The sequence below is a fragment of the Corynebacterium sp. CCUG 61414 genome, from assembly GCF_024453945.1.
In the GTDB taxonomy this organism is placed as follows: Bacteria; Actinomycetota; Actinomycetes; order Mycobacteriales; family Mycobacteriaceae; genus Corynebacterium; species Corynebacterium pseudogenitalium.
This window is the reverse complement of record NZ_JAGPYU010000008.1, coordinates 1-23,790: the sequence shown is the minus strand read 5'-3', so window position 1 is coordinate 23,790 and position 23,790 is coordinate 1. Positions and strand designations below refer to the sequence as shown.

General features: G+C 62.8%; 22 protein-coding genes and 5 tRNA genes. 15 read left to right on the top strand and 12 right to left on the bottom strand.

Annotation, left to right across the window (positions count from 1 at the left end; genetic code table 11):
* Positions 1-327 precede the first annotated feature (327 nt).
* Together KBX14_RS07175 and KBX14_RS07170 are read right to left on the bottom strand one after the other, a co-directional pair.
* On the bottom strand, positions 328-534 hold the full coding sequence (locus KBX14_RS07175) for a DUF3073 domain-containing protein (protein ID WP_070361942.1): 207 nt from the start codon (positions 532-534) through the stop codon (positions 328-330).
* Between the two features lie 189 nt (positions 535-723).
* Entirely contained in the window at positions 724-1,809 is a 1,086-nt protein-coding gene (locus tag KBX14_RS07170; RefSeq protein ID WP_256042168.1) for a folate-binding protein YgfZ, read from the bottom strand.
* Between the two features lie 31 nt (positions 1,810-1,840).
* Between KBX14_RS07170 and KBX14_RS07165 the strand changes: the two genes are divergently transcribed.
* Positions 1,841-2,764: an aminodeoxychorismate lyase gene (locus KBX14_RS07165; protein ID WP_070478072.1), complete on the top strand. Its 924-nt coding sequence runs from the start codon at positions 1,841-1,843 to the stop codon at positions 2,762-2,764.
* Positions 2,765-2,784: 20 nt separating this feature from the next.
* Here the strand turns inward: KBX14_RS07165 and KBX14_RS07160 are convergent, their stop codons facing one another.
* Positions 2,785-3,408, bottom strand: coding sequence for an FABP family protein (locus KBX14_RS07160; protein ID WP_256042167.1), 624 nt, complete (start codon positions 3,406-3,408; stop codon positions 2,785-2,787).
* Positions 3,409-3,428: 20 nt separating this feature from the next.
* Positions 3,429-4,166, bottom strand: coding sequence for a DUF2993 domain-containing protein (locus KBX14_RS07155; protein ID WP_256008632.1), 738 nt, complete (start codon positions 4,164-4,166; stop codon positions 3,429-3,431).
* 34 nt (positions 4,167-4,200) lie between these two features.
* Between KBX14_RS07155 and mshD the strand changes: the two genes are divergently transcribed.
* The 5 genes from mshD to pstB all read left to right on the top strand — a co-directional run bounded on the left by mshD (position 4,201) and on the right by pstB (position 9,001).
* Positions 4,201-5,115 carry a mycothiol synthase gene (mshD, locus tag KBX14_RS07150; protein ID WP_256008633.1) on the top strand — a complete coding sequence of 305 codons (915 nt, stop codon included), beginning with the start codon at positions 4,201-4,203 and terminating at the stop codon, positions 5,113-5,115.
* Positions 5,116-5,236: 121 nt separating this feature from the next.
* Positions 5,237-6,358 (top strand): phosphate ABC transporter substrate-binding protein PstS, encoded by a 1,122-nt coding sequence (pstS, locus tag KBX14_RS07145; protein WP_256042166.1) that lies wholly within the window; start codon positions 5,237-5,239, stop codon positions 6,356-6,358.
* A 2-nt stretch (positions 6,359-6,360) separates the two neighbouring features.
* Entirely contained in the window at positions 6,361-7,323 is a 963-nt protein-coding gene (pstC, locus tag KBX14_RS07140) for a phosphate ABC transporter permease subunit PstC (RefSeq protein WP_070361949.1), read from the top strand.
* Positions 7,320-8,213 (top strand): phosphate ABC transporter permease PstA, encoded by an 894-nt coding sequence (gene pstA, locus KBX14_RS07135; RefSeq protein WP_370687079.1) that lies wholly within the window; start codon positions 7,320-7,322, stop codon positions 8,211-8,213. Before pstC ends, pstA begins: the two co-directional genes overlap by 4 nt.
* 14 nt (positions 8,214-8,227) lie before the next feature.
* Positions 8,228-9,001 (top strand): phosphate ABC transporter ATP-binding protein PstB, encoded by a 774-nt coding sequence (gene pstB / locus KBX14_RS07130; protein WP_070361951.1) that lies wholly within the window; start codon positions 8,228-8,230, stop codon positions 8,999-9,001.
* Positions 9,002-9,004: 3 nt separating this feature from the next.
* Here the strand turns inward: pstB and KBX14_RS07125 are convergent, their stop codons facing one another.
* The gene (locus KBX14_RS07125; RefSeq protein WP_070363440.1) at positions 9,005-9,733 is read right to left on the bottom strand and encodes a PhoU domain-containing protein; all 729 of its coding nucleotides are present in this window, start codon (positions 9,731-9,733) and stop codon (positions 9,005-9,007) included.
* Between the two features lie 43 nt (positions 9,734-9,776).
* Positions 9,777-10,928: a tRNA dihydrouridine synthase DusB gene (dusB, locus tag KBX14_RS07120; protein WP_070361952.1), complete on the bottom strand. Its 1,152-nt coding sequence runs from the start codon at positions 10,926-10,928 to the stop codon at positions 9,777-9,779.
* A gap of 198 nt (positions 10,929-11,126) precedes the next feature.
* On the opposite strand from dusB, the gene KBX14_RS07115 reads away from it, so the two are divergent.
* Positions 11,127-12,629, top strand: a complete 1,503-nt coding sequence (locus tag KBX14_RS07115) for an acetyl-CoA hydrolase/transferase family protein (protein WP_256042165.1) — start codon at positions 11,127-11,129, stop codon at positions 12,627-12,629.
* Positions 12,630-12,635: 6 nt separating this feature from the next.
* Here KBX14_RS07115 and cydC read toward each other — a convergent pair whose 3' ends face one another.
* The 4 genes from cydC to KBX14_RS07095 are packed head-to-tail and all read right to left on the bottom strand — an operon-like array spanning position 12,636 to position 18,301.
* Positions 12,636-14,198 (bottom strand): thiol reductant ABC exporter subunit CydC, encoded by a 1,563-nt coding sequence (gene cydC / locus KBX14_RS07110; protein WP_256042164.1) that lies wholly within the window; start codon positions 14,196-14,198, stop codon positions 12,636-12,638.
* Positions 14,195-15,727: an ABC transporter ATP-binding protein/permease gene (locus KBX14_RS07105; protein ID WP_256042163.1), complete on the bottom strand. Its 1,533-nt coding sequence runs from the start codon at positions 15,725-15,727 to the stop codon at positions 14,195-14,197. Before KBX14_RS07105 ends, cydC begins: the two co-directional genes overlap by 4 nt.
* A gap of 3 nt (positions 15,728-15,730) precedes the next feature.
* Positions 15,731-16,735: a cytochrome d ubiquinol oxidase subunit II gene (gene cydB / locus KBX14_RS07100; RefSeq protein ID WP_256008636.1), complete on the bottom strand. Its 1,005-nt coding sequence runs from the start codon at positions 16,733-16,735 to the stop codon at positions 15,731-15,733.
* A gap of 3 nt (positions 16,736-16,738) precedes the next feature.
* Complete coding sequence (locus KBX14_RS07095; RefSeq protein WP_070361957.1) at positions 16,739-18,301, bottom strand: cytochrome ubiquinol oxidase subunit I; 1,563 nt, start codon at positions 18,299-18,301, stop codon at positions 16,739-16,741.
* A 181-nt stretch (positions 18,302-18,482) separates the two neighbouring features.
* Between KBX14_RS07095 and KBX14_RS07090 the strand changes: the two genes are divergently transcribed.
* From KBX14_RS07090 to KBX14_RS07065, 6 genes are all read left to right on the top strand, one after another.
* Positions 18,483-18,555: transfer RNA gene (locus KBX14_RS07090), tRNA-Lys, on the top strand.
* Positions 18,556-18,811: 256 nt separating this feature from the next.
* Positions 18,812-18,884: transfer RNA gene (locus KBX14_RS07085), tRNA-Glu, on the top strand.
* A 33-nt stretch (positions 18,885-18,917) separates the two neighbouring features.
* Positions 18,918-18,994, top strand: a tRNA-Asp gene (locus KBX14_RS07080).
* Between the two features lie 186 nt (positions 18,995-19,180).
* A tRNA-Asp gene (locus KBX14_RS07075) sits at positions 19,181-19,254 on the top strand.
* A gap of 22 nt (positions 19,255-19,276) precedes the next feature.
* Positions 19,277-19,349 (top strand) — tRNA-Phe (locus tag KBX14_RS07070).
* 66 nt (positions 19,350-19,415) lie between these two features.
* Positions 19,416-19,712, top strand: a complete 297-nt coding sequence (locus KBX14_RS07065) for a GNAT family N-acetyltransferase (protein WP_070361958.1) — start codon at positions 19,416-19,418, stop codon at positions 19,710-19,712.
* A gap of 6 nt (positions 19,713-19,718) precedes the next feature.
* On the opposite strand, the gene epsC is transcribed toward KBX14_RS07065, so the two are convergent.
* Both epsC and cysK read right to left on the bottom strand, forming a co-directional pair.
* Positions 19,719-20,318 (bottom strand): serine O-acetyltransferase EpsC, encoded by a 600-nt coding sequence (gene epsC, locus KBX14_RS07060; RefSeq protein ID WP_071573159.1) that lies wholly within the window; start codon positions 20,316-20,318, stop codon positions 19,719-19,721.
* A gap of 51 nt (positions 20,319-20,369) precedes the next feature.
* Positions 20,370-21,305, bottom strand: coding sequence for a cysteine synthase A (cysK, locus tag KBX14_RS07055; RefSeq protein ID WP_070361960.1), 936 nt, complete (start codon positions 21,303-21,305; stop codon positions 20,370-20,372).
* Between the two features lie 261 nt (positions 21,306-21,566).
* On the opposite strand from cysK, the gene ramA reads away from it, so the two are divergent.
* Positions 21,567-22,409 (top strand): acetate metabolism transcriptional regulator RamA, encoded by an 843-nt coding sequence (gene ramA / locus KBX14_RS07050; protein ID WP_070478053.1) that lies wholly within the window; start codon positions 21,567-21,569, stop codon positions 22,407-22,409.
* A gap of 24 nt (positions 22,410-22,433) precedes the next feature.
* The gene (gene murA, locus KBX14_RS07045) at positions 22,434-23,699 is read left to right on the top strand and encodes a UDP-N-acetylglucosamine 1-carboxyvinyltransferase (protein ID WP_256042162.1); all 1,266 of its coding nucleotides are present in this window, start codon (positions 22,434-22,436) and stop codon (positions 23,697-23,699) included.
* Positions 23,700-23,790 lie beyond the last annotated feature (91 nt).

Sequence of the window (23,790 nt, the reverse complement as noted above, 5' to 3'; positions counted from 1 at the left end):
CAGGTCGCTGATTGGCTGTGCAGGAATGTGGTGTCTCCTTAGTGGCCTCAGTGCCAAAGGACGCACCCAGTTTTATCTAGCCCTTTTGTGACCTGTGGATATGTAAGTGGCCTGTTTTGGAATTGCGTCCTTTGGCACTCGTGCTCCCGTGTGTGCACCAAATTCTCTCCCGCCCGACCAGCGACCAGGGAAAACGCCAGGCCTCTACCTAAAACCAAGGAATTTGGTGTCTCTTTGGTGCCAGCAGCCTCTGAACGAGTGTTAAGGCACCAAAAGAACACCCGCGGCCCGGATGGGCAGCAGGTGTTCTTTGTAAGCGTTGGACGTTTAGCGGTCTGAGGTGCCGTACGCATCCCAGTCGGCGTAATCGGCGTACTGGTCATCTACCTCGTAGTCGTCGTCCTCTTCCCAGCTCTTCTTCGGAGCTTTGCCTGCGAGCTCGCGTTGCAGCGACTCGAGGTCCATTTCAGGAGAGTTGTACTTGAGTTGGCGAGCAACCTTGGTCTGCTTTGCTTTGGCGCGTCCGCGACCCATTGCGTGACCCCCTTGAGGTGGTTCTTCTGGGCGGCTCCCGGGCAGGGAGCGGCCTCATGCTTTTCGATTCGTTAATTGTCCTGTAGGACATAATAGCGCGAACGTTCCAAAAATTCCCCTCCACGGGGTGACCTGTGTGTTTGCCCAGCGGGCCCCGGCAAGAGCCCGCACCGGGCCCCAATTTGAGACCTAGTTGCCGCGCAGCCGTTGTTGTGCCTTGCGCCCGGCTTTCTCGCCCTCGTCGGTAGGGAGGGAATCGGGGTCGATGCGGGCGGAAACGCCATCGATGTCAAGGTCGACGTCAGTGCCGGCGTTGAGTGCGGACCGTTTTAGCCGGGCGAGTGCGATGGGGCCGTAGTCGGCGTCGTGGACAACGGTGCCCAGCGTGCCAACCGCGCGCCCGCCCGCCCGGATGGTTGCACCGATCTCTGGCTCGGTGGGTGCGGAGCCGTCGAGCTGCAACATCACCATGAGCCGAGGGGAGCGGCCAATGTTTTCCACGCGCGCGACGGTCTCTTGCCCGCGGTAGCAGCCCTTCTCCAGGTGGACGGCGGCGATCCGGTCGCCGCGGTTGATCAGGCGCGGGGCTTCGTGCGGGATGGTTTTTTCGTCGCAGTCGGCGCCGAGTTCGGGCTCGCCGGCCCGCACCCGCTCGGCGGTAAACGCCATCAGCCCGCCGAGCACGCCGCCGCGTTCCACCAGCGCATCGACGACCTCTTCGATCCGATCGCGTTCGACCGCGATGTCGAAGCGCGCGTGCGCAGTCCACGGGGACACCCGCCGGGAAAACGCCGTGCAGTCCATCGACGCGAGGGCTTCCGTGGCGTCGGCTGGGCCGATGAGCGTGAGGATCGCCAGGTCGGTGTCGGTGATGGTGACGTCGGACCAGAACACCATTTTGCGCAGGAACGCGGTGAAGGTTTCGTATTGCGCGGCTGGCAGGTCGAGGTAGAACGTGGCGCCGTCGTAGAAGACGTCGGCGTGGTGGAGGATCCTGCCCTGCGCGTCGAGGTCGAGGGCGGAGGCTGCGAAGCCGGAGGGGGCGTCGTCAAGCTTTTGTGAGAGGAGATTGTTTAAGAACTCTGGTGCGTCGGGCCCCGCGACCGTGACGACGCGGCGCTGCGAGCGGTCGATGATGACGGGCTGGGTGTCCATGGCGCGTTGTTCGCCGAGCGGCTCCCCGTAGTGCCAGGCGACCCCCTTCGCGTCGAGCGGCGTCGTGCCCGCAAACTCTGCGGCGCCAGGGCGTTGCAAAAGTGGAGAAGAGTTCAACACATCCACCATCGTAGCGGGATACTATGAACGCATGGGTTCGTCGCACTTGTTACCAGCTCCAGTGATCTATCTTGTGGAACCGTTCGGCGGTTCTATTCGACGCCAAAACGCCAGCATGCCGCACGTGTTTTGGGACGACGCCGCCGTCACGCGTGGCGACGGCATCTTCGAAACCATCCTGATCCGGAAGGGGGTGCCCGCCAACCTTGAGGCCCACATTGAGCGTTTCCGGCGAAGCGCCCGCACACTCGACCTGCCGGACCCGGGGGTGGACCACTGGGTGAAGGCGACGAATGAGGCGGTGGCCGACTACGTGCGCGAGCGTGGCAGCGAGCCGGAGGAAGTGGACGCGCGCTGCGTGTGGACGATGACGCGCGGCCGCGAAACCACCGGGGTGCCCACGGCGTGGCTGACGGTGCGCCCCATCGACGAGACTGCCCTGAAACAGCGCAAGAGCGGGGTATCGGTGATGACGACCTCGCGTGGCTACTCCCTGGACACCGGTGAGCACGCAGTGCCGTGGATGCAGGTAGGCGCGAAGACCTTGAACTATGCGGCGAACATGGCTGCGCTGCGCTGGGCGAAGAGCCACGGGCACGACGACGTCATCTACATCGACCCCACCACCGAGCGCGTGCTGGAAGGTGCGAACTCGACGGTGATCGTGGTGAAGAAGGGCGGGCGGATCCGCACGCCGAAGCCGGGGCCGGGCATCCTGCCGGGCACGACGCAGGCCGCGCTGTTCGAGTACGCATCCGAGCGCGGCTGGAAGTGCAAGCAGAAAGACATCTACCTCAATGAGCTGTTCAAGGCTGAGTCGGTGTGGCTGGTGAGCTCCACGCGGATGGCGACGAGGGTGAAGCGCCTGAATGACAAAAAGCTCCCGGCCCCCGAGAACGCTCGGGAGATCCAGGAGCTGGTGCAGCAGGCGCTCGACGCGAGTCTCGGCCTGTAAAAGCCTGTAAGCCCTAGTGCTTAGCCGGCGACGCGCTTGAGCTCGGCGGACATGTAGGGGACCATCTCGCCGTCGACGGCGCGCTCGTCAACCCAACCGAGGTTGTTGTTTGGCATCAGGCCGTAGACGCGCTTGCCGGGGCCGTGGTTCTCGGGGCCCGTTTCCGTCACGATGGTCGACGCGCTGGTCAGCTGCCATGCGCGCTCGTTGAGCAGTGTGCCGTACATGATCTCGGTGAGCCCCCGGGAGTTGGTGAGGGTGACCTCGATTTCGTCCTTCAGGGAAATGCGCCAGAAGCCGACCTCGCGCTGGTCCGCGCCGGTGGGTTTGCCGTCCTCGTCCAGGCGCCAGATGCGGGACTCGAAGCGGAGGTAATTCTCGCCGTCGTGGGAGATGACCAGCTGCTGGCCAAACGCGTACTCGTCGCCGTTATCGTTGGCCTGGCCCTCGCCGTGCCACACGCCGACCAGCGGCAGAAGTGCTAAGAGGCCGTCGTGCAGGTTGGGGCCTTCACGCAGGTTTGCCGTGTCCGCTGGCAGCGGCATCTCATCAAACCCAAGCGCTGGGATATTGCGGTGCGCAGTCGCCTTCGACTGCTCCGCGGCGAGGTTGACTGCTTCGTTTCCGTTTAGTTTTTCACTCATGCGTACCAGGCTACAACGTCCTACACCAGCGGCGCGAGGTCGCTGGCCTCCACGACGGTGTTGATGCGGTCGCGGGAAAACTCGATGGAGCCGCCGGAAAGTTGCACGTTGTCGGCCTGGCCGCCTAGCGGCAGGTCGCGGGTGTCCCTGTCCAGGGTGTACGCGTCGATGACGCGGTCGGTGAGGTCGGAGGGGACGTCGATAAGCTGGCTGGGCCGCATGCGGAAGGTGGGGCCGTCGAGGCGCAGGGTGACCACGACTGTGGTGGGAATGTCCGTGCCGGGGACGGTGCCGGTCATGCGAGCTTCGCTCGCGGTGCCGCCGGAGGGCGAGATGTCGTAGGGATGCGCGATGTCGAGGTCGGTCATGCCGAGGAGCTGGCCGAACGCGACGCCGTCGAGGCGCACTGTGCGGCGTACAACGTCGGCCTGCGCGCCGGTGAGATCCGCGCGGCGCAAGCGTTGCCCGGCGTTTGCGGGCAGCTCCAGGTTGATCAGCTCCACCCCGGCGTTGCCCACGCCGACGCCCGCCACCGGCACGTCCACGGAGTGCAGGCTCACCCTTGACACAGCTCCGGTCACAGCAGCCAGCGCCACCGGGAATCCGGAGATGTAGGCCTCGGGGGCTACTTCGAGCCCGTTGAGCTGCGCGGCCTGCCTCGAGAGCGTGCGCTCCACACCGGAGGCGAACAGGGTGTCGGCGGCGCCACCGACGCACAGCACCGCAACGAGCCCGAGGGCGATCGACCGTTTCTTCACGTCTCTAGTTGTACACACACGCTAGCCTTGGGGCATGACGAACACTCGCTTTCACCCCCAACCGCTCACGCTGCCGGAACAGCCGGAGACGGCCAAACAGGTCGAGGCGATGCTGCAGCGCGTCGCGGACTACGACGGCATCGCCGCCTTTTCCGAGCAGTTCCTCAATGGGCTTCACGACGCCCGCCTGGGCCACAACCACCTGGTAGTCAGACAGGGCGACGACGTTGTAGGAGTAGTAGGGTTCGCCCCGGACGGTTCGGCGGAGCTCGCGGTGGATCCGCAGTCGCGTGGTCAGGGGATGGGCCGCAGCCTTGTCGACGCCGCCTTCGCCCAAGACCCCGCCGCCGGCCTATGGGCCCACGGCAACCTGCCCGACGCCCACGAGGTCGCACTGCTCCTCGGGCTCCGCCCGGTGCGCGAGCTGCTCGTGATGCGTCTGGACGAGGTGCGCGCTGAACCCGTGGAGCTGCCCGAGGGGTACGAGGCGTTCAACCTCACCGAGGCGAGCGCGAAGTGGGGCCGTGGGGCCGTCGAAAAGTCGTGGCTGGAAGCCAACAACCAGGCATTTTCCTGGCACCCGGAGCAAGGCGGCTGGGATATCGAGCGCCTGCACCGCGCGATGGAAGCGGAGTGGTTCGACCCAGCCGGGGTGTGGCTGCTCTACCGCGGCGAGGAGCTTGCGGGCTTCCACTGGACGAAGCGCCACCCGGACGGCACCGGAGAGGTCTACGTTGTCGGCTTGGCGGACGCCTTCCGCGGCCACGGCCTTGGCGGCGTATTGATGGAACTGGGGCTGGTTCACCTCGCGGAGCAGGGAAGCCCGGCCGTGATCCTCTACGTTGAGGCGGACAATGCCCCGGCCGTGAAGCGCTACGAGGAGCTTGGATTCCAGGTCGCGGAGCGCCACGTCGTATATAAAGCGGCGGGGGCAGCGGCGGGTGATTAAACCCAACCGTCACGCAACATTCATGTGAAGTTCACGAATAGGGGCCTTTAGTGTTCACCATCACGCTTTAGCGTTACTCCTCGAACATTAAAGGTCACTATTTCTTGGAAAGGTATTCCACGTGAATTTCAAAAATCAGCGTTCTGCAGCAGTATTCGGTGCGTTGGCGGTAGCGTCGGCCGCGTTGGTTGCGTGTGGCAACGGTGCAGACAATGCGGCGGACACCTCCGCAACGGATACCCCCGGTTCCGATGCTGCAGTCGCAGGGGAGTACGAACTTTCCGGCGAAACTGGGCAGCTGCTGGCGGAGGGCGCGTCTTCGCAGCAGAACGCGATGGACTACTTCCGTACCGTGTACGAGGCAGACGTTCCGGGGGCAACGCTTGCGTACAACCCGACCGGCTCCGGCGCTGGCGTGAAGCAGTTCCTGGATAACCAGGTGGTCTTCGCAGGCTCTGACTCGCCACTGAAGGAAGAGGAAGTCGCAAAGGCGGCGGAGCGCTGCGGTGGCAACGAGGCGTGGCACCTGCCGTTCGTGATTGGGCCTGTCGCGGTTGCATACAACCTGGAGGGCGTCGACGAGCTGACGCTGAGCGTTGACAACATCGTGGAGATCTTCCAGGGCGTCATCAAGAACTGGAATGATCCGAAGATTGCGGAGTCCAACCCGGGCGTGGAGCTGCCGGATCAGAAGATCAACGTCGTTTACCGCGCGGATGAGTCGGGTACCTCGGATAACTTCCAGAAGTTCCTGATTGCGGCGTCGGATGGCAAGTGGGAGTCGAAGGGCAAGGCGTTCCCGACGGAGGTCGGCTCCGGTGCGAATGGCTCCACCGGTGTCGCTGACCAGGTGGCAAACACCCCAGGCGCGATCACCTACGTTGAGGCGGGCTTCGCAGACAAGATTGCGAAGGTTGACTTCGGCAACGGCCCGGTTGAGCTGAACTCCACCACCGTGGGCAACGCGCTGGCACACATGAAGTTCTCCACGGAGGGCCACAACATGGTGGTGGACTCGGAGGCACTGTTCGCGTCGAAGGATGCGGATTTCTACCCGCTGATCCTGACCACCTACGAAATTGTGTGCTCGGCTGGCTACGATGCCGCAACCGCTGGCATGGTGCGTGACTTCCTGAACGTGGCGCTGGACTCGCAGGACAGCGAGCTGGAGTCCGAGGGCTTCATCCCGGTGTCGGGCGCGCACGCTGAGCGTCTCCGTGAGGCTATCAACGCGATTCAGTAACAATGGCTACAGCTCAAGTTGAGGCGCGCCCCCGGCGCCGAGCCGGGGACCGCGTCTTCGAGGGCGTATCGACGTCCTCTTCGGTTTTAATCACGCTCATCATTTCTGCGATTGGCGCATTCCTCCTGCTGGAGGCGTTGCCACCGCTGCTGCGGAACGAGGGTGGCTTCCTCGGGTTCCTGACGTATTCGGGCCCGTGGGAGACGGCGAACCTGGACGCAATGCGTTTCGGTATCCCGAACTTGTTCTTCTCCACGGTGATGATCTCGCTCATCGCGTTGCTGATCGCGATGCCGGTCGCTCTCGGCGTGGCGCTGTTCCTTTCGAGCTTCGCGCCGAAGCGCATGGTGCGCCCGCTCGCGGTGCTGGTGGACCTGCTTGCGGCGGTGCCGTCGATTGTCTACGGCATCTGGGGCGCGAAAGTGCTGGGACCCGCGCTCGGCAAGTTCTACGAGTGGGTGCATTCCTGGGGAGGCGACTTCTTCCTCTTCGCGCACTACCAAAACTCGCCGTCGTTCGCGACGGGCCGCAACATCCTGACCGGTGGCATCGTGCTGGCCATCATGATCTTGCCGATCATCGCAGCCACCGCCCGCGAGATCTTCACGCAGACGCCGCGCGGTCTCATCGAGTCAGCGATGGCGTTGGGTGCGACGCGCTGGGACGTGGTGCGGATGACGGTGCTGCCGTTCGGCAAGTCCGGCTTCGTGGCCGGTTCCATGCTGGGGCTGGGCCGCGCGCTGGGCGAGACGATGGCGCTGTACATGGTGGTTTCCCCGGCACCGCTGTTCCGCGGCTCGCTCTTCGACGGCGGCACCACCTTCGCAACCGCTATTGCGAATGCATCGGCGGAGTTCAACAACCCGATTAGCGCTGGCGCCTACATCGCGGCGGGCTTGGTCCTGTTCGTGATTACGTTCGCGGTCAACGCTGCAGCGCGCGCGATTGTGAGGAGAAGTAAATGACAACAAAGCCTATGTCGCCATTTACCCCCGTGGCGAAGTCGCGCACGATCAAAAGCGCTGTGATGGGCACGCTCGTGGCTGCCACGATGGTGCTCGCGATGCTGCCGCTGCTGTGGTTGCTGGTCACGGTGGTCGGCCGCGGGTGGGGCGCCATTAGCGACGTCACCTGGTGGACCACGGACATGGTCGGTATCCGCGCCACCAAGGAGGGCGGCGGTGCGCTGCACGCGATTGTAGGAACGCTGGCGCAGACGTTGGTGGCGTCGATAATTGCGATCCCGATTGGCGTGGCCACCGCGATCTACCTGGTGGAGTATGACAAGGGCGGGAAGCTGGGCAGGCTGACCACGTTCATGGTGGACATCCTGTCAGGTGTGCCGTCGATTGTTGCCGCGCTGTTCATTTACGCGCTGTGGATTACGGTGCTGGGGCAGGCCCGCTCCGGTTTCGCGGTCGCGCTGTCGCTGATCCTGCTGATGCTGCCCGTGGTGGTGCGCAATACGGAGGAGATGCTGCGCGTGGTGCCGATGGATCTGCGTGAGGCGTCCTACGCCCTGGGCGTGCCGAAGTGGAAGACCATCGTGCGCGTTGTGGTGCCGACGGCCTTCTCCGGCATCACCACCGGCATCATGCTGGCGATTGCCCGCGTGATGGGCGAGTCCGCGCCGGTGCTGATCCTGGTTGGGTCCACGCCGATCGTGAACTGGGTCGGCATGTTTGGTCAGCCGCAGTCCTCGCTGCCGCTGTTCATGCTGGACATGTGGAAGGCAGGCGGCACGGGTGCGGCCGCCGACAGGCTGTGGGGCTCGGCCCTCACACTGCTCATCATTGTTGTTGTGCTCAACGCGCTCGCGCGGTTGATTGCCGCGAAGTTTTCAGTGAAGAAATAAGGATTACGTGCAATATGTCGAAGCTTCAGATGCGTGACGTCAACATTTACTACGGTGATTTTCACGCGGTGCAGGACGTCACCATGGAGATTCCCGCGCAGGCAGTCACTGCGTTCATCGGCCCTTCGGGTTGTGGCAAGTCAACCGTGCTGCGCACGCTCAACCGCATGCACGAGGTGATCCCGGGCGCCTCCGTGCAGGGCGAGATTATTCTGGACGGCCACAATATTTACGGCAAGGACGTGGACCCGGTGTCGGTGCGAAGCACCGTCGGCATGGTGTTCCAGAAGGCCAACCCGTTCCCGACGATGTCCATCGAGGACAACGTCGTGGCGGGCCTGCGCTTGGCAGGGGTGAAGAACAAGAAGGAGCTCAAGGACGTCGCGGAGCGCTCCCTGCGCGCGGCGAACCTGTGGGACGAGGTCAAGGACCGCCTGGACAAGCCGGGTGGTGGCCTTTCAGGTGGTCAGCAGCAGCGCCTCTGCATCGCGAGAGCCATCGCGGTGCGCCCCGAGGTCTTGCTTATGGACGAGCCCTGCTCCGCCCTCGACCCGATCTCGACCCTGGCCGTGGAGGAACTCATCCACGAGCTGAAGGAGAACTACACCATCGTGATCGTGACACACAACATGCAGCAGGCCGCGCGTGTGTCCGACAAGACGGCGTTCTTCTCCCTGGAAGCAACCGGTAAGCCTGGCCAGCTCATCGAGTTCGACGACACCACCACGATCTTCGAGAACCCGTCACGGCAGGAAACCGAAGACTACATCGCTGGCCGCTTCGGCTAGCCGCTACTTCTTGGCTCTGAACCGCCGCTCGATTGCCGCCAGCTTCGAGTGGCGGTCAAACGCGTCCTCGTCGCGCTGCTTCATGTACTCCTTCGGGTTTAGGCCCGTGACCAGGAAGACGACGCGTCCTGCGACGTTCACGCAGCGGTCCGCGTAGCGCTCGTAGTAGCGGGAGACGAGCGCCACATCGACAGCCTCCCGGGCAGAGTGCTCCCAGGAGTCGGACGTTGTGATGGCGTTGAGGTAGTCGTGGAGGTCGTCGACACCTTCGTCGATTGCGTTGAGCTCAACAGCGACGTCCGCGTCAGGGTCGAGCAGCAGGTCGTGCGTGATGTTGACCATTTCGTCCACGCGGGCGGCCATCTCAGCGATCGGGGCGTGCTCCGTATTCGGCAACACGGGGAAGGGGTGCCGCAGCCGCGCCAGCTTCGCGATGTGCTTCGCCATCGCGCCCATCCGCGAGAAGTTCTCCACGATATAGATAGAGGACAGCACCTGGCGCAGGTCTCCCGCCACCGGGTTCTCCAGCGCGAGCAGGCTCATGCTGCGCTCCTCGCAGCGCAGCTTCAGCTCCTTGAGCGGGTCGGACGCATTGAGGGCATGCTCGGCGTCCTCGAGTGACTGCTCCAGCAGCGCGGTGGACGCCAGCTGCATGACTTCGCGCACGGTGTCGCACATCTGCAGCAGGTCGCGGTTGAAGGCTTCGAGGTGTTCACGGTAGGCGGTACGCATGCCCGCCATAGTAATAGGTACGGCCTGATCAACGAGGCAAGGCTTAGCCGCCGTTGTTCTCGATCTCGGCGCCCTCCGGCACGGTGGCGTCCTCCGGATCGTCGAGCCAGCCCTCAGGCAGCGCAACCTTGGAGGAGGAACCCTGGCGGCCGCGGGCGTCGTCGGCGTGTTCGGCGAGTTCTTCGGAGTCCGCGATGGTCGCCAGCAGCGCCCCGAGCTCATCGAGCGTTTCCACCCGGGCCAGGTCCTTGCGGAATTCGCCGCCAACCGGGAATCCGCGCAGGTACCAGCCGGTGTGCTTGCGGATGTCGCGGCAGGCCTGCTGCTCACCGACGTGCTCCGCGAGCAGTTCCGCGTGGCGGGCGATGATGCCGCTGACGCGCCCGAGCGTCGGCTCCGGCGGGATAGGCTCCCCGCGCAGCTGCGCGCCAATCTGGGCGAACAGCCACGGCCTGCCCAAGCACCCGCGGCCTACCTCCACGCCGTGGCAGCCGGTTTGCTCCATCATGTCGGTCGCATCCTTGGCAGCGAAGATGTCCCCGTTGCCGATCACCGGCAGCCCCGTGCCGCGCATGTGCTCAACCAGCCGGGCGATCTCGTCCCAGTGCGCCGCCCCGGAGTAGCGCTCGGCGGCGGTACGCGCGTGCAGCGCCACGGCCGCCGCCCCTTCTTCGGCGGCGATCCGGCCCGCGTCCATGTGCGTGTGGTGGTCGTCGTCAATGCCGATGCGGAACTTCACCGTAATTGGCACCCCCGAACCTTCCGCCGCGCGGACAGCCGCGGCCACTATGTTGCCGTACAGCCTGCGCTTATACGGGATGGCCGACCCGCCGCCGCGCCGGGTGACCTTGGGCACCGGGCAACCGAAGTTCATGTCCACATGGTCGGCGATGTTTTCCTCGACGATCATGCGCACCGCCTCGTACGTGTAGGCGGGGTCCACGGTGTAGAGCTGCATGGAGCGCGGCTGCTCCACATCGGCGAAGCTGATCATCCTGAGCGTTTTCTCGTTGCGCTCGACCATCGCGCGGGCGGTGATCATCTCGCAGACGTACAGCCCGGAGGTGGTGCCGGTGAGCTCCTGCTCAATTTCGCGGCACAGCACGCGGAACGGCATGTTGGTCACGCCGGCCATCGGCGCGAGGAGGACGGGGGAGTTCAGCTCCAGGCCGCCGATGCTCAGATGTGGATTCATAGTGCTCCCATTGTTCCCGCCACTGCCTGCGCAGTCCAATTCGGATGTCCCTTTTGTTTGTCGACGCCCGCTTCGCTCGGTAGGGGGTATCCAGTGAGGGTGACCTTTCTGGATGTTTGCGTAGTTTTCTGCCGTAAGACCTAAGTCACAATTATGGTGGTGTGATATCTGAATCATCAACACGAAGTGAGGTTTTTAATGAGCGAGCGTATCGCGAGTGACAAGCTGCGCGCCAAGGTCATGACTGCAGAGGAAGCTGCCCAGTTCGTGAACCATGGAGATAAGGTCGGTATCTCGGGATTCACCGGCGCTGGTTACCCGAAGGCAATGCCTGCTGCGATCGCAGCCAAGGCAACCGACGAGCACAACGCTGGCCGGGAGTACGCAATCGACCTGTTCACCGGCGCCTCGACGGCACCGGAGTGCGACGGCGTCCTGGCGGAAGCAAATGCGCTGCGCTACCGAATGCCGTACCAGTCTGACCCGCAGATGCGTAACAAGATCAACGCCGGCGAGATGAAGTTCCAGGACATCCACCTGTCCCACTCCGGCATGATGGTTGAGCAGGGGTTCTTCGGCGACGTGGACGTCGCGATCGTCGAGGCGGTCCGCATTACCGAGGAGGGCAACATCGTGCCTTCCTCGTCTGTCGGCAACTCTGTTGAGTACCTCAACGCGGCGAAGAAGATCATCATCGAGGTAAACGAGTGGCAGTCGCTCGACCTTGAAGGTATGCACGACATCTGGCTCGTGCCACCACTGCCGAACCGCATCCCGATCCCGATCACCAAGGCTGGCGACCGCATCGGTACTACCTACATCGAGATCGACCCGGAGAAGGTCGTCGCCGTCGTTAAGACCAACGCTGAGGACCGCAACGCGCCGTTCAAGGCTCCGGACGAGACCTCTGAGCGCATCGCCGCGAGCTTCCTCGACTTCCTCGAGCACGAGGTGCGCCACGGCCGCCTCACCTACGACGGCTACGTTATGCAGTCCGGCGTGGGCAACGTGCCGAACGCCGTGATGGCGGGCCTGATGGACTCGAAGTTTGAGAACATCCAGGCGTACACCGAGGTTATCCAGGACGGCATGGTCGACCTTATCGACGCCGGCAAGATGTCCGTCGCATCCGCAACGTCCTTCTCACTGTCCCCTGAGTACGCAGACAAGATGAACGCGGAAGCCAAGCGCTACCGCGAGTCCATCATCCTGCGCCCGCAGCAGATCTCGAACCACCCGGAGGTCATCCGTCGCACCGGCCTGATCGCCTCTAACGGCATGATTGAGGCGGACATCTACGGCAACGCGAACTCCACCCACATCAACGGTTCCCGCATCATGAACGCTCTGGGCGGCTCTGGCGACTTCACCCGCAACGCCTACATCTCCTCGTTCATCTCCCCGGCGACCGCGAAGGACGGAGCGATTTCCTCCATCGTCCCGATGGTCTCCCACGTGGACCACACCGAGCACGACGCGATGGTCTTCATCACCGAGTTCGGTGTAGCTGACCTGCGCGGCCTCGCTCCACGTGACCGTGTGGCCAAGATGATCGCGATCGCTCACCCCGACTACCGCCCACTGCTCGAGGAGTACGTGGAGCTGGCGTCGAAGAGCAAGTTCCAGCAGACGCCACACGATCTGCGTCACGCGTTCGATTTCCATACCCGCATCATGGAAACCGGCACGATGAAGAAGTAGCGCCAGCTACGACACCGCATCCGGGCCCGTCGGCGAGGCAGCAACCTCGATGCCGACGGGCCCGTCGACGTGTACGACCGCAATCACCGTGCGCTGTGGCAGCGCGCCGGGTAGCGGTTCGTGCAGCAGGACGTCGAGGAGGTGCTCCGCGGCGTCGATGGAGAGGTGCTCGGTTGGCTCGTCCAGCAGCAGGATTGGGGCGTCGCTGACCAGCGCGCGTGCCAGCAACAGTCGGCGGCGCTGACCGGAGGACAGTGAGTTCGCGCCGTTTTCCAGCATGAAGTCCAGGTCGAACTCGAAGCCGGTCGCCTCCAGCGCTTCGGCCATGCGGGCATCGCTGGCGTCGCCGTTGGCAACCAGCAGGTTCTCCCGCACCGTCGTGGCGAACACCCAGGCGTCCTCCGCGAACAGACGCGCACCCTCCGCGATGGCCGCCGTCCCGCCGGCGACGGGCAGCAGCCCAGCGAGCGTTTCCAGCATCGTGGTCTTGCCACAGCCGGACGGCCCGCGCACCAGCATCCGCTGGCCAGGGGCAAGCTCGAAGTCCCATGCTTGGTCGCCGTAGACGGTGCGCAGCGCCTCCGCCCGCACGGCCACGCCGGTCTCCGGGTGGGGGAGGGGGCCGCCGCTGAGCTTCGTTGTCTCTTCGGCGCGGTCCGCGACCTCGCGCAGGCGGTGGGCACTGCGCTTCGCCTGGTCCGCGTGCACCGCAGCCCCCGCGAGTGGGCCGTGCGCCTCAAAGGCCGCCAGCGGCAGCATTACCAGCATGCCCAGCCACACCGGGTTGCCCGTATACGTCTCGACGGCCAACCACGTAATCAGCAGCGCGCAGATGCCCGTGGCCCACGCCTGGATTGCAGACGCGGTGGCCTCCGGGCGCGTGGATTGAGCCCACGCCTTGCTCGCATCCGCCGAGGCCTGCGCGGCTTGCTCTATCAGCGCGTCGCCCTTGCCGGCGACGGCGTACTCCACCCTGTCGTGCAGCACCGAGTCGAGCTGCAGCGTGAAAGCGTTTTCTGCCTCGACAAGGAAGGTGTTGCGCGAAGCGCGCGTCGCTAAGTAGGGGATGAGCAGGCCCGTGAGCGCGAACCCACCCGCCATGACTACCGCCGCCAGTGGGTGCAGCAGCGCCGCGCCCACGATGGCTACCACCGTGAGCACCACGGCGACGCCACGCGGGACGAGCGTGCGCACGATGTAATCCGTCACGCGCTCCGTATCCGCCACCAGCAGCGCCTGGCCCTCGCCGCGGCCCACACGGCCGGCGGCCGCCTGGGCGTCGTACATGGTGGCGCGCAGCGTCGTCAGCGCGCGCAGGCCCAGCTTGTGCGCCACCAACCGGTCAAGGTAGCGGAACACAGCTCGCGAAATACCCAACGCGCGCACAGCCGTCACCGCCACCGAGAGGTCCAACACCGGCGGCATCTCCCACGCGCGCGTAATCAGCCAGCCGGACAGTACCGTCAGGCTCAGCGCCGCCAGAAGCGTGATCGCACCGGCGATGACCGGGCTGATCAGGTCGCGGGGACGCACCTGCGCGATGCGCAGCAAAAACTTCAAGTCACTCATACCTGCACCACCTGGTCCGCGGCGTCGAGTACCCGCTGGTCATGGGACGCAACCAGCACCGCAGCGCCCCGCTGCGCCAGCCCGCGCATCCTTCGTATCACTTCGTCAACTAACTCGGGGGAGAGGTGCGCGGTCGGCTCGTCCAACACGAACACGTCCGCATCCGCGGCGAACGTGCGCGCAATGCCGACGCGCTGTCGCTGGCCTGCGGAAATGCCGTCCCCATATGGGCCGACAGCATGTGCCTCGGACACGCCTACCAGGCTGACGTCCCCGCGCGCGCCGAACAGGGCCACGTTCGAGCCCACGGTCCCAGGCTCCATCGCCGGGGTCGCAGGCAGATACGCCACCTTCTTCTCGACGCCCACTTCGCCCCCAACCATTGCATCCGGCAACTGGCCCAGCACCGCCAACAGCGTGGTTGACTTACCAGAACCGTTCGCGCCGGTCAGCACCGTGACCTGGCCGCGCGGGGCGTCGAAGGTGAGCCCATCCGGGCGGACTCCGTCTCGTCCACGCACGCTCAGGTTGCGTACCCGCACACCGGGTTCCTCGGCGATGTAGGAGCCGGTGGTGGCGGAGGGGGCGTCGAGAAGCTCGAGGACGCGCTCGGCGGCGCTCAGGCCGTCGGCTGCGGCGTGGTAACTCGCGCCGACCCTGCGGATCGGTGCGAAGACCTCCGGGACGATGATGAGCACCGTCAGCCCGGCCAGCAGCGTGATCGAACCGGTCACCAGCCGCAGGCCGATGCTCACCGCGACCAACGCCACCGACAGCGTCGCGATGAACTCCAATGCGAACGAGGACAGGAATGCCAGTCGTAGCACTCCCATCGTGGAGTCCGCGTGTTTTTGGCCCGTTTGGCGGATCTGCTGCGCAGGACGCTTCGTGGCGTGCAGAGCGCGCAGTGTCGGAGCACCTGCCAACAGGTCCGACAGTTGAGCACCCAGCCCAGCTGTGACCTCGAGTCGGCGTTTGGTGTGATCCGCCGTCAACTTGCCGATCAGCACCATAAACATCGGAATCAACGGCAGCGTAATCAGGCAAAACACGCCAGAGATCCAGTCGAAGTAGAAGATGACGGCCACCACGATTGGGGTGCCGATGGCCGTCGAAAAGAGGGCGGGGAGGAACTCCGTGAGATACGGGCGGAAGTCCGTAATTCCGCGCGTGAGCACATGGCGCCACGTCGCCGAATCCTGCTCCACCACGCGCGGGTCCTGCTTCGCCAACGCCCGCAGCGCCTTCGTCCGCAAGTCCTCTACAACGCCGCCGACCGCATCGGCGGACCAGCGCTGCGCTACCCACGACAACACGCCGTGGGCCACAACAACGCCAGCAAGCGCCAACAGCAACGAGGCACGCGGAACCGCGCGCTCCGTCACCGCCGACGCTGCGACAAACCCAATCAAAATACCCCGGGCCACCAGCAGTAACGTGTCTGCAGCTTGCGCAACGCCCGTGCGCACAATGAGTTGGCGCACGGGCGGAACGAGGCGAAGTAGCCGGGGGTCAATCGGCGAGGCCATAGCCTAGACCGACACCCTCTTCCGGAACGCCCAGTAGGTCCAAATCTGACCCGCCAGGACGATCGGGGTGAGGCACACAGCCGCCCACGTCATCACCTTCAAGGTGTACGGCGAGGAGGACGCGTTGCGGATATCCCAGCCAGCGAACAGGTCGCTTGTCGACGGCATCACGTCCGGGAACAGCGATCCGAACAGGACAATCGCGCAGCAGATAATCGCGAACGCCGTCATCCAGAACGCCAAGCCGTCCTTGTTGCCAACAATCGCGACCACGGAGACAACCAGGCCAACTGCAGCGAGCACCAGCGGGATCCAGGTCCAGCCAGCGCCCAGCGTGAGCTGGATCCACAGCAGGTACGCTGCGCCAACCACAATCGCCGGGCCAGCGATGAACTTCTTTGCAAACGCGTGCATCTCAGCACGCAGCGGATCGTGGGACTTAAACCCAAGGAACGTCGCACCGTGCAGCATGAACAGCAGTACGAACGCCACGCCGCCCAGCAGGCCGAGCGGGTTGAGCAGGCCAAGGAAGCCGTCATAGAAGGAGTCCAGACGGCCCTGCTCGTTGAGCGGAACGCCCATCACGATGTTCGTGAAACCAACGCCCCACAGCAGCGTAGGCAAGTAGGAGCCAAACGCCGTGCCGGCGTCGCAAAGCCTGCGCCACTTCAGCGTGTCCACCTTGACTCGCCACTCCAAGCTCACGCCGCGGACAATCAGGCCCATAAGGATGAGCACCAGCGGCAGGTAAAAGCCGGAGAACAGCGTGGCGTACCACTCAGGGAACGCCGCGAAAATCGCTGCGCCGCCCGTAATGAGCCACACCTCGTTGCCGTCCCAGATCGGGCCGATTGTCCTGATCGCAGCCGTGCGACGACGGTCGTTCTCGATTTCATCGCCCTTCATGAACGGCAACAACATGCCAACACCGAAGTCAAAGCCCTCCAACACGAAGTAGCCGGTGAAGAACACTCCGATGATCACAAACCAAAGCACTTGCAAGTCCATGATTTATAGCTCCTTGTTGTCCGCAGTGGTTGTGGTTGCGCCGGACTCCTGCGAAGACTTGAAGCTCAACGGCTCCAACTCGGTCTCGGCGTTCGGGCCGTAGAGCACATCCTTCAGGCGCTTGGAGTCGCCCTCGTGCAGTCCAGGCTGGTCCATGCCCTTGCGGACCTGACGCTGAATGAGCCATACCCACAGCACCGCACCGATGCCGTAGAGCACCGTGAACAGCACCATAGAGAGCAGCACCTGCCACGGCTGGTGGTCAGAAACACCGAAGTCCAGCAGCATGTGAATGTTCTGTTCCATCCCCGGGTGGTCCCCACCCTGGAACGCAGGGTTCGGATGGACGATCCACGGCTGACGGCCCATCTCAGTGAAGATCCAGCCCGAAATGTTCGACAGCCATGGAGCCGGCAGCGCCACCAGGCACAAGGTGCCCAGCCACTTCGCAGTAGGCACGCGCTTGCCGCGGGTCACCCACAGGCCTACCAGCGCCATCACGACGGAAACGACGATGAAGAAGATCATCATGCGGAAGGACCAGTACGTCACGAACAGGTTCGGGGTGTAGTTGCCCGGGCCGTACAGCGACTCGTAGTACTGCTGCAGATCCAGCACACCCTGCAGCTCAACGCCAGAAAGCTTGCCCTGTGCCAGGAACGGAAGCACAAATGGCAGGCCGATCAGCTGGGTTGCGGACTCGCAGTCGTTGTACGTCGAGATAGAAAGCACCGAGAAGTGCGGATCCAGCTCAGTGTGGCACAGTGCCTCTGCCGACGCCATCTTCATCGGCTGCTGCGTAAACATCAGCTTGGCCAGCTCGTCACCAGTCAGCGTGATGAGCACCGTTGCAGCGAGGATGACCCACGCACCGAAGCGGGTGCAGGAACGCCACACCGTCGCGGCATCCCCATCCGGATCGCCCTTGCGGGCCTCGCGGATCATCCACCAGCCAGCGACGCCACACACCAACGTGCCCGCGAGCATCCAAGCGCCGAACACCGCGTGCGGGAATGCCCACAGCACCGTCGGGTTCGTCAGCAACGCCTTGAAAGAAACCAGTTCAGCGCGGTTCGTTTCCGGGTTGAACACAGCGCCCACCGGGTGCTGCATGAACGAGTTTGCAGTAATAATCCAGAACGCCGAGATGTTCACGGCGATCGAAACAATCCAGATCGACGCAAGGTGTGCCCACTTCGGCAACCTGCCCCAACCGAAAATCCAGACTCCGAGGAAGACGGATTCAAAGAAGAATGCCGTCAGGCCCTCGAAGGCGAGCGGTGCACCAAACACGTCTCCCACGAACGAGGAGTATTCAGACCAGTTCAAGCCGAACTGGAACTCCTGGACGATGCCGGTGACAACGCCCATTGCGAAGTTAATGAGGAAGATGTTTCCGAAGAAACGGGTCGCGCGGTACCAGCGCTCGTCGCCAGTCTTGTGCCAGATGCTTTGCATGATCGCAACCATCGGCGCGAGTCCCATGGTCAGTGGGACGAAAAGGTAGTGATAGACCGTCGTAATGCCGAACTGCCACCTTGACAGATCGACTAAATCTAGCGGCATTGTGACTCCTTCAACGTAAACAACCAATAAAGGTTATGGTCATATATTTACCGTAGCAGGCACCGAAAACCCCTAACTTCCAGGGAGTATGACCATATATGGGGGTAGCGTCCTGAAGGGTCATTTCGGGGTGGGTTTACGATTTCGGCCCACCCTTGAGTTGTGCTAAGTTGTTGCGCACGGGCCTTTAGCTCAGTTGGTAGAGCTACGGACTTTTAATCCGCAGGTCGCGGGTTCGATCCCCGCAGGGCCCACATTCAGCGCCACGCGACTTCGGTCGGTGGCGCTTTTTGTTGGATGCAGAATGGCTTGAGTCGGCGCGAAGCTTAAAGTGTAGTAACAGGATTGTAGTAACTCTTGTCCGCACTCCCGTTTCGAGGATTACTACAATCCTGTTACTACACTTTGCAAATTTTGGCTAACGAATCACCCTTGAAAACTTGCTATGTACTGGTGATTTGTGATGTTATTCTGCATCGGCTTATGATGGTCGAGCTGTTAACGCAGCGGGCCCCCATCGTCTAGAGGCCTAGGACTCCGCCCTTTCACGGCGGCAACACGGGTTCGAATCCCGTTGGGGGTACTTCAGCCGCAAGGTTGAAACACAAAAACATATGGCCCTGTGGCGCAGTTGGTTAGCGCGCCGCCCTGTCACGGCGGAGGTCGCGGGTTCAAGTCCCGTCAGGGTCGCCATGTTTGAAGAGTCGGAACGGAAACGTTCCGGCTCTTTTTATTTTGTCCAACCTGCCTACATGAAGAGGTGAAGTGGCGTCGAAAAATATGGTTTGTGCTGGCGATTTGCTTGTGTTCGAGAGCTCTGTGTAAAGTATCGACTCGTGCAAGCGACCGTGTAGCGGCCGTGAGTACGAAATTGAATAAGGCCCTGTGGCGCAGTTGGTTAGCGCGCCGCCCTGTCACGGCGGAGGTCGCGGGTTCAAGTCCCGTCAGGGTCGCGAACAGCACTTGTGTTGTTCTGGCCAGATAGCTCAGTCGGTAGAGCACACGCCTGAAAAGTGTGGGGTCGCCAGTTCGATCCTGGCTCTGGCCACACTCCAACCCCTTCACTGCGGTGGAGGGGTTTTGTGTTTCTGTCCCCGAGGATTGGAGCGTTGATTTGTCGCAGCACGACGCAGTACAGCCCGAGCTGAAGAGGAATGACCAGGAGTCCCGCTACGAGATATTTGTCGACGGGCAATTGGCCGGGTTTGCCACGTACGCTGACGTCGACGGTGCGCGGGAGCTGCCACATACGGTGGTGGACCCGAAGTTCCGCGGCCAGGGCCTCTCGAAGCCGCTGATGCAGTTCGCGCTTGACGACGCCCGCTCCGAGGGTCTCAACGTTATTCCGACGTGCCCCGCTGTGGCGCGCTACATTGCGCAGAACCCGGAGTACGCGGACCTCGTCAAGTAGCGCGGATTAGATGACGTAGCTGCCCGGGTCGAAGTACTTGTCGGGGTCGACGAGGTGCTTTGTTTCGCACTCTTGGCGCTCCCTGACCTTGGCAGGAATGCCGACGGCGATGGAGTTCGCCGGGATCGATTTTGTGACGACGGCATTCGCCCCAACCGCTGTGTTGTCTCCGATTGTGATGGGGCCGAGGACCTTCGCCCCGGCACCGATGGTGACGTTGTTGCCGATGGTGGGGTGGCGCTTCGTCTGTGTAAGCACCTGTCCGCCGAGCGTTACGCCGTGGTAGAGCATGACGCCGTCGCCGATTTCGGTGGTCTCACCGATGACGATGCCCATGCCGTGGTCGATGAAGAAGCGTCGGCCGATGGTGGCGCCGGGGTGAATCTCAATACCGGTGAAGAACCGGTTGGCCTGGGCGAGCACACGCGCGGGCCCTTTCAGGTTGCGTTGCCACATCCAGTGGCACACGCGGTGAGTCCAAATGGCGTGGAGTCCGGAGTAGACGATGGCGTTCTCGAGGTCGCCTCGCGCCGCCGGGTCGTGGTCCCTCGCGTTGGCAAGGTCCTCGCGGATCATGTGAATCACGCGGATGGCCGTTTTGATCATGTGGCGATCCTATCAACGACCACCCGCGGGGTGGCGTCGTGCCCGTTGGGTCTAGTCGCGGATGTCTTCGTAGAGCACGGTGGAGACGTAGCGCTCGCCGAAGTCCGGAATGATCACGACGATCGTTTTGCCTTCGTTCTCGTCGCGGGCGGCGAGTTCGAGCGCCGCCTTGAGGTTTGCGCCCGCCGAGATGCCGCCGAGGACACCGTCCTTCAGCGCAAGTTCGCGTGAGGTGGCGACGGCGTCTTCGTTTGAGACTGTAATAATCTCGTCGATGACGTTGCGGTCGAACGTGCCAGGGATGAAGTTCGCACCGAGGCCCTGAATCTTGTGCGGGCCTGCCTCGCCGGTGGACAGCAGTGGGGAAGCAGCTGGCTCGACTGCGACGGCCTTGACGGATTCCTTCTGCTCTTTGAGGTACTTCGCGGAGCCAGAGATCGTGCCACCTGTGCCGACACCGGCAACCACAATGTCGACCTCCCCATCAGTGTCGTTCCAAATCTCGGGGCCGGTGGTCTCGTAGTGGACCTGCGGGTTGGCTTCATTTTCGAACTGGCTGGCCAGGATTGTGTTTTCCGTCGTCTCGACGATCTCGTTCGCCTTATCGACGGCCCCCTTCATGCCTGCCGCGCCTGGCGTCAATACGATCTCTGCCCCGTACGCGCGAAGGACCACGCGACGCTCCTGCGACATTGTCTCCGGCATGGTCAGGATGACTTTGTAGCCCTTCGCAGCGCCGGTGAGCGCGAGTGCGATGCCGGTGTTGCCCGATGTCGCTTCCACGATGGTGCCGCCTGGCTTCAGTTCGCCGGAGGCTTCCGCCGCGCGGACGATAGCGTCACCAATACGGTCCTTGACGGAATTTGCCGGGTTGTAAAACTCAAGTTTTGCTAGGACGCGTGCCTTGAGCCCGTCAGTGATGCCGTTGAGCTCTACGAGCGGCGTATTGCCGATGAGGTCCAATACTGACTTTGCGATCTTTGCCATGAAAATAACTCCTTTACCTGTATGTTTCGCTTACGTTGCGTTCTTGTTGCGCGATTATACACTCGCGACATGAACCAGCTAGTCTTTGTCAAATAGACCGATTTGTTCACCTACTTCCGGGGTTGTGTTTCTGTGAATGTGTGGCAAGTGCAAAGTTTGGCTACCCCCGAAAACGCGTTATGATGAAAGGGCTTTGAGTCAAGTTCGACAAGCAGTGTCCCTAAACAGGGGACACTCGAACGGGTGGAAAGCGAGAGATCATTGACCGACGCACAGTGCCTTAAGGAAGACGACGACGCCATCCGGGCAGCGTTGACCACGCTGAAAACCGCAACCGGTATCCCCGTAGCCATGTATGGCACCCTTCTGGCAGATAACCGTTTGCAGATCACGCAATGGATCGGACTACGCACTCCAGCTCTGCAGGAGCTTGTCATTGAGTCAGGTGCCGGTGTAGGTGGAAGGGTCGTCGCTACGCGCCGCGCGGTGGGTATTTCCGACTACACACGCGCGAATGTCATCTCCCACGAGTACGACAAGCAGATTCAAGACGAAGGCCTGCACTCCATCGTTGCAGTCCCGGTAATTACCCAGCGCGAGATCCGTGGCGTCCTTTACGTGGGTGTGCACTCGCCGGTGCGTTTGGGCGACAAGGTGATTGAAGAGGTTGCTATGACGGCTCGCTGTCTCGAGCAGGACCTCGCGGTCAATACCGCCCTGAGGCAGGGCGACGGCGCGCGCGCCGGACAGAAGACGGGTCGCGTTATGAACAGTGCGGAGTGGGAGCAGGTTCGCTCCACGCACTCGAAGCTGCGCATGCTGGCAAATCGTGTGGGCGATGAGAATCTTCGCAAGGAAATCGAGCAGCTGTGTGACCAGATGGTTTCCCCGGTGCGCGTGAAGCAGACGACGAAGCTTTCTGCCCGTGAACTCGACGTTCTTTCCTGTGTTGCGCTCGGCCATACCAATGTTGAAGCCGCGGCCGAGATGGGTATCGGTGCCGAGACGGTGAAGTCCTACCTCCGCAGCGTGATGCGCAAGCTTGGGGCCCACACCCGCTACGAGGCCGTTAACGCAGCTCGTCGCATCGGGGCGTTGCCGTAACCGTTGTTGGGTACGCTGGGTTCCGTGAAAGAACGATTTTTAGTCTCTGGCGGTACCCGGCTTGAAGGCGTCGTAAAGGTAGACGGCGCCAAGAACAGCGTGTTGAAGCTCATGGCGGCAGCGCTGCTCGCCGAAGGTACAACAACGCTATTTAACTGCCCCGAAATTCTCGACGTCCCCCTCATGCGGGACGTCCTCGTCGGACTCGGCTGCTCCGTAGATATCGACGGCACCGTCGTCACCATCCACGCTCCTGCCGAGGTTTCTCCCCACGCCGACTTCGAAGCCGTCCGGCAATTCCGCGCATCCGTCGCGGTGCTTGGCCCGCTTGTCGCTCGCTGCGGTGAGGCCTATGTCGCCCTTCCTGGTGGCGACGCGATTGGGTCCCGACCTCTAGATATGCACCAGTCTGGCCTGGAGAAGCTCGGGGCGACGACACACATTGAGCACGGAGCCGTTGTTGCCCGCGCCCAGCAGCTGCACGGCGCAGACATCGCACTCGACTTCCCCTCGGTTGGTGCGACCGAGAACATCATCACCGCGGCAGTTCTTGCTGAGGGGCGTACTACACTCTCAAACGCGGCACGTGAACCGGAGATCGTCGACCTTTGCGACATACTCCGGGCCATGGGGGCGAAGATCGAGGGTGCGGGAACGTCGACAATTGTTATCGATGGCGTCCAAAAGCTGGAGCCGACGCAACACACCGTGGTTGGCGACCGGATTGTTGCCGGAACCTGGGCTTACGCAGCTGCAATTACTCAGGGCGATATCACGGTATCCGGCATTGCACCAGGTCACCTGCACCTTCCTTTGCAGAAGATCAAGCTGGCTGGCGCGCAGGTGGAGACTTACGACAACGGTTTCCGCGTACGCATGAACCAACGCCCCAAGGCCGTCGACTACCAGACCCTGCCGTTCCCCGGCTTCCCGACAGACCTGCAACCAATGGCGATTGCACTTTCCGCGGTAGCCGACGGCGTTTCAGTCATTACGGAGAACGTCTTCGAAGCGCGCTTCCGGTTTGTCGACGAAATGATGCGCCTCGGCGCTGACGCCAACATCGATGGCCACCATGTGGCTCTTCGTGGCGTTTCGACGCTCTCCTCCACGGATGTATGGAGCTCCGACATTCGTGCGGGCGCGGGACTCGTCCTCGCTGGCCTTGTCGCGGAAGGGCAGACCACGGTGCACGATGTCTACCACATTGACCGTGGTTACCCACGGTTTGTGGAGCAGCTCAATGAACTCGGTGCGAAGGTGCAACGAGTCAACGATGAGAACGCTTAAAAACCGGTCCCTCCCAGGCGATTTGTGTTGTTTGTTGGTTCGTGGTTAAGTTATCCCTCGTTGCCGACGAGCGGCCTGGCCGCTTGGAGGG

What these genes read in the sequence shown, in the direction of transcription:
- KBX14_RS07175 (WP_070361942.1), bottom strand. Translation starts at nt 534, where the DNA reads ATGGGTCGCGGACGCGCCAAAGCAAAGCAGACCAAGGTTGCTCGCCAA.
- KBX14_RS07165 (WP_070478072.1), top strand. Translation starts at nt 1,841, where the DNA reads ATGGGTTCGTCGCACTTGTTACCAGCTCCAGTGATCTATCTTGTGGAA.
- KBX14_RS07160 (WP_256042167.1), bottom strand. Translation starts at nt 3,408, where the DNA reads ATGAGTGAAAAACTAAACGGAAACGAAGCAGTCAACCTCGCCGCGGAG.
- mshD (WP_256008633.1), top strand. Translation starts at nt 4,201, where the DNA reads ATGACGAACACTCGCTTTCACCCCCAACCGCTCACGCTGCCGGAACAG.
- pstC (WP_070361949.1), top strand. Translation starts at nt 6,361, where the DNA reads ATGGCTACAGCTCAAGTTGAGGCGCGCCCCCGGCGCCGAGCCGGGGAC.
- pstA (WP_370687079.1), top strand. Translation starts at nt 7,320, where the DNA reads ATGACAACAAAGCCTATGTCGCCATTTACCCCCGTGGCGAAGTCGCGC.
- pstB (WP_070361951.1), top strand. Translation starts at nt 8,228, where the DNA reads ATGTCGAAGCTTCAGATGCGTGACGTCAACATTTACTACGGTGATTTT.
- KBX14_RS07125 (WP_070363440.1), bottom strand. Translation starts at nt 9,733, where the DNA reads ATGCGTACCGCCTACCGTGAACACCTCGAAGCCTTCAACCGCGACCTG.
- dusB (WP_070361952.1), bottom strand. Translation starts at nt 10,928, where the DNA reads ATGAATCCACATCTGAGCATCGGCGGCCTGGAGCTGAACTCCCCCGTC.
- KBX14_RS07115 (WP_256042165.1), top strand. Translation starts at nt 11,127, where the DNA reads ATGAGCGAGCGTATCGCGAGTGACAAGCTGCGCGCCAAGGTCATGACT.
- cydC (WP_256042164.1), bottom strand. Translation starts at nt 14,198, where the DNA reads ATGAGTGACTTGAAGTTTTTGCTGCGCATCGCGCAGGTGCGTCCCCGC.
- KBX14_RS07105 (WP_256042163.1), bottom strand. Translation starts at nt 15,727, where the DNA reads ATGGCCTCGCCGATTGACCCCCGGCTACTTCGCCTCGTTCCGCCCGTG.
- cydB (WP_256008636.1), bottom strand. Translation starts at nt 16,735, where the DNA reads ATGGACTTGCAAGTGCTTTGGTTTGTGATCATCGGAGTGTTCTTCACC.
- KBX14_RS07095 (WP_070361957.1), bottom strand. Translation starts at nt 18,301, where the DNA reads ATGCCGCTAGATTTAGTCGATCTGTCAAGGTGGCAGTTCGGCATTACG.
- epsC (WP_071573159.1), bottom strand. Translation starts at nt 20,318, where the DNA reads ATGATCAAAACGGCCATCCGCGTGATTCACATGATCCGCGAGGACCTT.
- cysK (WP_070361960.1), bottom strand. Translation starts at nt 21,305, where the DNA reads ATGGCAAAGATCGCAAAGTCAGTATTGGACCTCATCGGCAATACGCCG.